The sequence below is a fragment of the Suttonella ornithocola genome (assembly GCF_001889065.1).
Classification (GTDB): domain Bacteria; phylum Pseudomonadota; class Gammaproteobacteria; order Cardiobacteriales; family Cardiobacteriaceae; genus Suttonella_A; species Suttonella_A ornithocola.
The window spans coordinates 24,802-32,126 of sequence record NZ_LWHB01000021.1; the positions used below are offsets into that span (position 1 = coordinate 24,802).

Sequence of the window (7,325 nt, forward strand, 5' to 3'; positions counted from 1 at the left end):
CTTAAAAGCGTCATGCATTTGAATGATTTTTCAAAAATAAATACATGCCGTATCCAAAAATACTGCCTGCAATTATCCCTTTAATCAAAGCCCTGATAAAAGAAAATTCTTGATAAGAAAAATAATCTAATATAGTGACTACCATTGCTAAAGATAGCCCTAGTAGGCTTGCACGCTGTTGTAAAGCACTCATACATCTTCCATCGTTTCAATCACAATCTCTTCTTTTTTATCTGGCAAAATTGCGTTAAGAATAATCGCCAAAAGTGCAGCCAAGCCCACACCTGCAAAACTCACACTACCAGCTTCTAAAATCATTCCGCCAACACCGACCGTTAAAGTAGAGCTTGCAATCACCAAATTTTTTGGCTGCATTAAATCTACCTTAGCATCAATCATCGTTTTCAATCCCAAAGATGCAATCGTCCCAAATAACAAAATCATAATACCGCCCATCACTGGCAAAGGAATAGAAGATAAAAAGGCATTAAATTTTCCAAAACATGCCATCAAAATAGCGAATAAAGCCGCATACGTCATAATCACGGGATTACTATTTTTAGTAATCATTACCGCACCTGTTACCTCCCCATAAGTGGTAACAGGCGGTCCACCGATTAAGCCAGCGAAGCACACTCCTAAACCATCCCCCGTTAACGTTCGATGCAAGCCGGGAGATTTCACATAATCCTCACCAGTTACTCGCCCAATTGCCATAATGCCACCAATATGTTCAATTGCTGGCGCAATCGCAACAGGCAGCATAAACAACGCTGCCGCCCAATTCACTTCTGGACGATGAAACGTTGGAACAGCAAACCAAGGTGCTGCCGCTACCGATGCAGTATCCACCAAACCGCAAAGCCACGCGGCTAAATATCCACAAGCCACACCAATCAAAATAGGAACCAATCGAATCATTCTTTTACCAAAGACAGCAACCATAACTGTTACCGCAAAAGAAAATCCTGCTAACGCTAAAGCAGCGCCATAAGGCATCACTTGCTCACCGCCGCTTCTGCCCATTGCCATTTGGCTAGCACTACTGGCAACCGATAAACCAATCACCATAATCACAGGACCAATCACCACTGGCGGTAATAACTTCTCTACTGCCGCCACGCCTCGCCAACGTACCAGTCCTGCAAAAATAAAATACATAAAACCTGCGGCAAATAAGCCAAACATCGTACTCCCCATACCCCACGTCTGCATCGCATATTGAATGGGAGCGATAAAAGCAAAAGAAGAACCCAAAAAAATAGGGACTTTTCGTCCCGTACATAGCTGAAATAACAACGTACCGCATCCTGCGCCTAATAATGCCATTGCGGGATTAAGCCCCGTCAATAACGGTACCAATACCATCGCGCCGAATGCTACGAATAAAATTTGCGCGCCCGATAACGCCAAACGTAGTTGCTGCATAACAAATCACCTCTAAAAAAATCGTCTTATTATAAAAAGCTTATCTACAAAACTAAGGATTTTTTATCTCTTCTTTTACTTCAAATATATAAAAAGACTCTCAACTAGCAAAATTTATAAAAATCACTTAGTCAAGCTCCAAAAAGACTCAATCCCATTGATATGACAATGACCATGAGCAAACTCATTATGGCATACCAGCGGTTGATGGTATTGCGGTTTAAATTCAGCAAAAGAGCTGTTTCGGTTGTATCAATATAGCCAACTTCCCAAAAAATGCATACAACGTTAGCTCGATATCCACTTTGAGAACAGCATCCTATCTCCAAGTACGGTATGCATTTTTTGGGAGCCCTGCTATATAACATAGCGAGGCCTTTAGTAATATTCCGTTTTACGTGAATTTTTACTACTGGTAGAGATAACAATATGATTTTAATTTATTTTTAAAATTCAAGAAATTCTACATTCTCTATTCTGTTATTTTTTGCAAAGGTCTCTACTGATGTGTGCTGTCTATGACTCGTTGACTTGTATGTAATCTGAACTCAGTCAGCTATATATGTTTTGCAGAACTGCCTTTGCAGCGGCTTGACAGTGCAAGCTAGTGCTATCAAAAATGGGTAAGCAGCTGTTCTCTTTATCAACCGCTAGGCAAATTTCTGTACAGCCTAAAATAACCCCTTGCGCTCCTTCATCTTTTAGCTGTTGAATGGCTTGTTCAAAAGTTTTTCGGCAGTTAGTGGTAACTTTATTTAAACAAAGCTCTGCGAAGATATGCTGATGGATTTTATCTTGTAAGTTTGCTGTAGGTGTCAGTACGCGTAAGCCGTGCTTTTCTAGCCTTTCCCGATAAAAGTTATCTTGCATGGTAAATTTTGTACCTAATAAAGCGATATTGTTTATACCAGACGCAAGAATAGCATCTGCGGTAACATCAATAATATTGAGAAAAGGAATTTGTATATTTTCTTCAATATAAGAAGCAACTTTGTGCATGATATTTGTTGCAAGGATAAGGATTTCTGCACCAGCTTGTTGTAATTTTTGTGCATGGTTAGCCAACTCTTTTCCCATGATATCCCATTCACCTTTCTGTTGTAGCTGCACAATTGGCTCAAAGTTTAGGCTATCAAGCAAGATAGGTGCGCTATGGTTTCCACCTAGTGCTTCTTGTATATATTGATTGATATTTTGATAGTAAATACTAGTGCTAGCTGGGCTCATGCCCCCTAAGATACCTAGTGTTTTCATATATCCTCTCTTTGGTGTATGTATTAGATTTTGGTATTTAGTATAGCAAAAGATATTTGTTTGCTATCGATGTACTTTTATTTCGTAGCAGGATTAAATGCTTCTTGAGCATGCTGAGAGTATGGCAATATTCTTCCAATAATGGCAGTGATAAGACAAGGAGCAATCTATGCCAATCCCATATCTGCTTTTTTTGTCCAGCGAGTATCTTGGTCTTCGCTGGTTGGGGTTTGTCTGGTTGCACTGTTTTCTCCTGTTTCTATCGCTAGCCTCCCAAAAATGCATACAAAGTTATCTTGATATCTACCCTGAAAACATCGTCTTATCCAAAATTTCTGCCTGCATTTTTCAGTAGCCCTACTATATTGCTTTCTTCTGTACGCTGCCTGCACATCTGGATGATGCTGGCATCAACGATAGCTGTTTTTGGTTTTTTGATTTTCAGTCTTTTGGCTTCTAATTCTCGGTTATAGATGAATAAAGTAAGCACACATACTATAGCTGAATGAGTTCAGATTGTGCACAAATCAGCGCGCCACAGACAGCACATAATTAGTACGGAAAAATGCTGCCATTCTGTATGAGAATTAAAGGCATTTAGCTATATTACTGGAATAGCGATCTAATTTTTGTGACTCTTTTATTGGTCTTTTATTATACCGTTCGTCTAGAAAATTTTACTCACGGCAGCTCAAAACAACGAATGAAATGGTTTATAACAGGACTTAAAAGTGGCAATATGAACGCCTGTAATATCTTTAAATAAATTTAATCCTTAACGTTAAAAGGACAAAAATATGCAAGTTTTTATTTGTCCAGAAGACAGCGACACCACCTTATCCGTTGTCATGCATCCTGAAGATACTAACGTTGCTGGTAACATCTTCGGTAATAAAATCCTCACGCATCACCAAGATGCCTATGCTTGTGCTTGGGACAGCGCGGAGCGATGCAAAAGATACTATACTTTGCAGTGACTTTCGCCACGCGATGGACACTAAAACGCGATGCCGTTAACGCCCTTCTAAATTAGGCAAAGTCTGTCAGCTGAGAGAAAATACTTCTTTTACACAACACACAATACAGCAAGGAACGATAATGAGCGATAAACAGCAAGATTTCACCCGCGCAGCCGAAGCCGTGATTGCCGGCGTTGGCGGCGCGGATAACATCACAGCCGCCACCCACTGTGCTACGCGCCTGCGTCTTGTGCTGAAAGACACGGCGAGAATCAACGAGCAGGTGCTGGACGCCGAACCTATGGTAAAAGGCAAATTCAACACCGCGGGTCAATATCAAATCATCATCGGTACCGGCTTGGTGAACAAAGTCTATGCCGAACTTTTGCGCTTAACCGGCGTGAAAGAAGTCAGCAAAGAAGAAGCAAAATCGCTCGCCACTGGCAAAGGCAATATTTTGCAGCGCTTGGTGAAAACACTATCTGATATTTTCGTGCCAATTATCCCAGCCATTGTTGCTGGTGGTCTGCTCATGGGGCTAAATAATATCCTTAACGCACGCGGTTTATTTATTGACGGCACAACACTGATTGAGGCTTATCCACAGTGGATAGACATCGCCGACATCATCAACACGTTTGCCAACGCGCCGTTTGTATTTCTGCCCATTTTGATTGCGTTCTCCGCCGCACGCATTTTCGGCGGCAACCCGTTTTTGGGGGCAGCGCTTGGCATGATTATGGTGCACCCGGTACTCACCAATAACTACGCGCTCGCGCAAGCCGCCGCCGACGGCTCGCTGCAATACTGGCATATGTTCGGTTTTGACATCGCCAAAGTCGGCTATCAAGGCACAGTGCTGCCGATTTTGGTCTGCACATGGATTCTCGCGAAACTGGAAATCAACATCCGCAAAATCATGCCGGCAAGCATTGATTTACTGCTCACGCCCTTGCTCGCGCTGTTCATCACCGCGTTTTTAACCTTCACCGCTGTCGGTCCCATCACGCGCGACGCCGGCGAATGGCTCACTAACGGCATCACTTGGCTCTATCAAACTTCCGGCATTCTCGGCGGTGCAGTACTGGGACTGATTTATGCTCCCATCGTCATCACCGGTATGCACAACAGCTTTATACCAGTGGAAACACAACTGATTGCCAATAGAGCTACTACCGGCGGCACCTTTATCTTCCCCATCGCCGCTATGAACAACGTCGCGCAAGGCGTCGCTGCCTTTGCCGCCATGTTCCTCACCAAAGACGAAAAACTCAAAGGCATTGCCTCCGGTTCCGGCATCTCGGCAGTGCTTGGCATCACAGAACCCGCCATGTTTGGCGTCAACCTGAAACTGCGCTATCCGTTCTATGCCGCACTCATCGGCACATCTGTGGCGTCTGCGTATATCACCGCCTTTGGCACCAAAGCCGTGTCTTTGGGCGCGGCCGGCATTCCGGGCGTGATTTCCATCGACGCGCAATTCTTAAAACCCTACATCATCGGCATGTGCATCAGCTTTGCCACCACGTTCATTTTGAGCTTCATCTTTGCCAAAGTGTTCGCGCGCCGCACGCTGAAAACCGCGCCGGCCGTACCCGTCACGCCGCAAAGCGCCAGCGTTGCGCCGGTACAAACTGAACAGCCGGCACAACCGACCGCCATCGCAGAAGAAACTCCCATTCAGCAAATCCCTGCCGACTGGATTATGCCTCTGAGCGGCGAAATCCTCAGCCTTGAACAAATTCCCGATCCCGCCTTTGCCGACGGCAGCATGGGCATCGGCTTTGCCATCCGCCCCGATATGCAGGGCAGCATTAATTCCCCCTGTGCCGGCACGATTGCCGCCATCTTCCCCACCAAACATGCCATCGGCATCACCGCTGACAACGGTCTGGAAATTCTTATCCACATTGGCATTGACACCGTAAACTTAGGCGGTGAAGGCTTTACCCCCTTAGCTGGTGCCGGCAGCCGCGTTCAAGCTGGTCAGCCAATTATGCAAGTAGATTGGCATACAGTAAAAACCAAAGCCCCCAGCATCATCACTCCTGTCATCTTCACAGACATTGAAGACGGCAGTATCGCCTTTAAAAACGGCAAACCATACATCAGCGCCATGCTATGAAAACATGGACAACCGCTGAACGTTACCGGCGCCTAGATGCACACAGCACAGCCGAATACGCCACGCTGCAAGCTCAAGCTGCCGCCTGCCGCTGGCGGCAGCACTATCACATCCAGCCGCCAGCAGGACTTTTGAACGACCCTAACGGTTTTTGTTATGACGGCGAAAACTATCATCTTTTTTATCAATGGTTTCCGCTCGGTGCGGTGCATGGTCTGAAATACTGGCGCGCGCTAGAAAGCCGCAATCTCGTACAGTTTCAAGACCGAGGCATCGCCATTAGCCCCGACAGCGAATACGACAGTCACGGCGCCTATAGCGGCAGCGCCATTGCGCAAGAAGACGGCAGCCTGCTCATCGCCTACACTGGCAACCATCGCACCGAAAACTGGCAGCGCATACCGTATCAGCTCACTGGCCGCTACGACCCAAAAACAGGCAACTTTAGCCGGCATCTGCCACCGTTTATGGCAGGGCCGCCAGTCGGATACACCGAACACGTTCGTGACCCAAAAATCTGGCAAGAAAACGGCAAACTTTACACCGTGCTAGGCGCACAGCGCGAAAACCGCAGCGGCTGCGCACTCATCACCGAAAACGGCGGACTCTTGGGCGAACTCAACACCGCGCTGACTGACTTTGGCTATATGTGGGAATGCCCTGACTTCTTTACTCTTAACAGTAAAAAGGTCCTAATTTTCAGCCCCCAAGGTCTGCCAGCACTACCAGACGGCAGGCAGGCAAACCTATACCAAAGCGGTTACCTGATTGGTGATTACGACCGTAAAACACGCACGCTCACGCACCAAAACTTCGCCGAACTTGACGCCGGTTTTGATTTTTACGCGCCGCAAACCTGCGCCGGCAAAGACGGCCAGCGCCTTCTTATCGCATGGCTCGGTATGCCGGATACCGCCTACCCCACAGATGACAACGGCTGGCAAGGCTGCCTCAGTCTACCGCGCGTACTCAGCATTGAAAACGGCACACTGCGCCAGCGCCCCTTGCCGGCACTGGAAAAACTGCGCAGTGAAAAAATCGAGAACCCCACGAACCTCGCAGCCGGCGAACTGCTGCTGGAAAACCCAACCGCCGCCCCGTTCAGCCTTGCGCTCTTTGCCGGCAGCGACTGCCAAACGCTGCTCACCTTTGACGGTGCGGCGCTAACACTAGACCGCAGCAAAAGCGGCCGGCTGCCGGAAATTCTGCTCAAAAAAATCCCTACCGGCAAAAACAGTCACATCCGACGGCTGAGTGCCCGCATTACTCAACTACAAATATATTTAGACAGCAGTTCTCTGGAAATTTTCATCAACAACGGCGAAGCAGTAATGAGCGCGCGTATTTTTCCGCCAAAAAATGCGTATGGCATTCTGCATAGTGGCGCTGGTCAGTTAGACTGCTGGCAGTACTATTAATTCTTACGGTTTTTACGTTATAGTAAATTTAAATTAACTAAAAAATGGGTAGTGGTTTAAAAATTATGATAAATATATTTTTACAAAAAATACTTCTTTTAATATATAGTGCGATCAGCTAAAAAACAAAACATCCTAATA

The 7,325-nt window shown here is 46.1% G+C and carries 7 protein-coding genes; 4 read left to right on the forward strand and 3 right to left on the reverse strand.

The features are described from left to right. Positions 1–10: 10 nt before the first annotated feature. From A5N85_RS01900 to A5N85_RS01910, 3 genes are all read right to left on the reverse strand, one after another. Positions 11–193 carry a hypothetical protein gene (locus A5N85_RS01900; RefSeq protein ID WP_072575716.1) on the reverse strand — a complete coding sequence of 61 codons (183 nt, stop codon included), beginning with the start codon at positions 191–193 and terminating at the stop codon, positions 11–13. Next, positions 190–1,428 carry a uracil-xanthine permease family protein gene (locus tag A5N85_RS01905; protein WP_072575717.1) on the reverse strand — a complete coding sequence of 413 codons (1,239 nt, stop codon included), beginning with the start codon at positions 1,426–1,428 and terminating at the stop codon, positions 190–192. The genes A5N85_RS01900 and A5N85_RS01905 overlap by 4 nt, the downstream gene beginning before the upstream one ends. Before the next feature lie 552 nt (positions 1,429–1,980). Further along, positions 1,981–2,682, reverse strand: a complete 702-nt coding sequence (locus A5N85_RS01910) for an aspartate/glutamate racemase family protein (RefSeq protein WP_072575718.1) — start codon at positions 2,680–2,682, stop codon at positions 1,981–1,983. A gap of 631 nt (positions 2,683–3,313) precedes the next feature. Here A5N85_RS01910 and A5N85_RS17150 point away from each other — a divergent pair. From A5N85_RS17150 to A5N85_RS01935, 4 genes are all read left to right on the forward strand, one after another. After that, the gene (locus A5N85_RS17150; protein WP_211268037.1) at positions 3,314–3,448 is read left to right on the forward strand and encodes a neutral zinc metallopeptidase; all 135 of its coding nucleotides are present in this window, start codon (positions 3,314–3,316) and stop codon (positions 3,446–3,448) included. A 31-nt stretch (positions 3,449–3,479) separates the two neighbouring features. Continuing rightward, entirely contained in the window at positions 3,480–3,659 is a 180-nt protein-coding gene (locus A5N85_RS01925; protein WP_072575720.1) for a hypothetical protein, read from the forward strand. A gap of 121 nt (positions 3,660–3,780) precedes the next feature. Beyond that, positions 3,781–5,766, forward strand: coding sequence for a sucrose-specific PTS transporter subunit IIBC (locus A5N85_RS01930; RefSeq protein ID WP_072575721.1), 1,986 nt, complete (start codon positions 3,781–3,783; stop codon positions 5,764–5,766). Then, positions 5,763–7,184: a sucrose-6-phosphate hydrolase gene (locus A5N85_RS01935; RefSeq protein ID WP_072575722.1), complete on the forward strand. Its 1,422-nt coding sequence runs from the start codon at positions 5,763–5,765 to the stop codon at positions 7,182–7,184. Before A5N85_RS01930 ends, A5N85_RS01935 begins: the two co-directional genes overlap by 4 nt. The last annotated feature ends 141 nt before the right edge of the window (positions 7,185–7,325 follow it).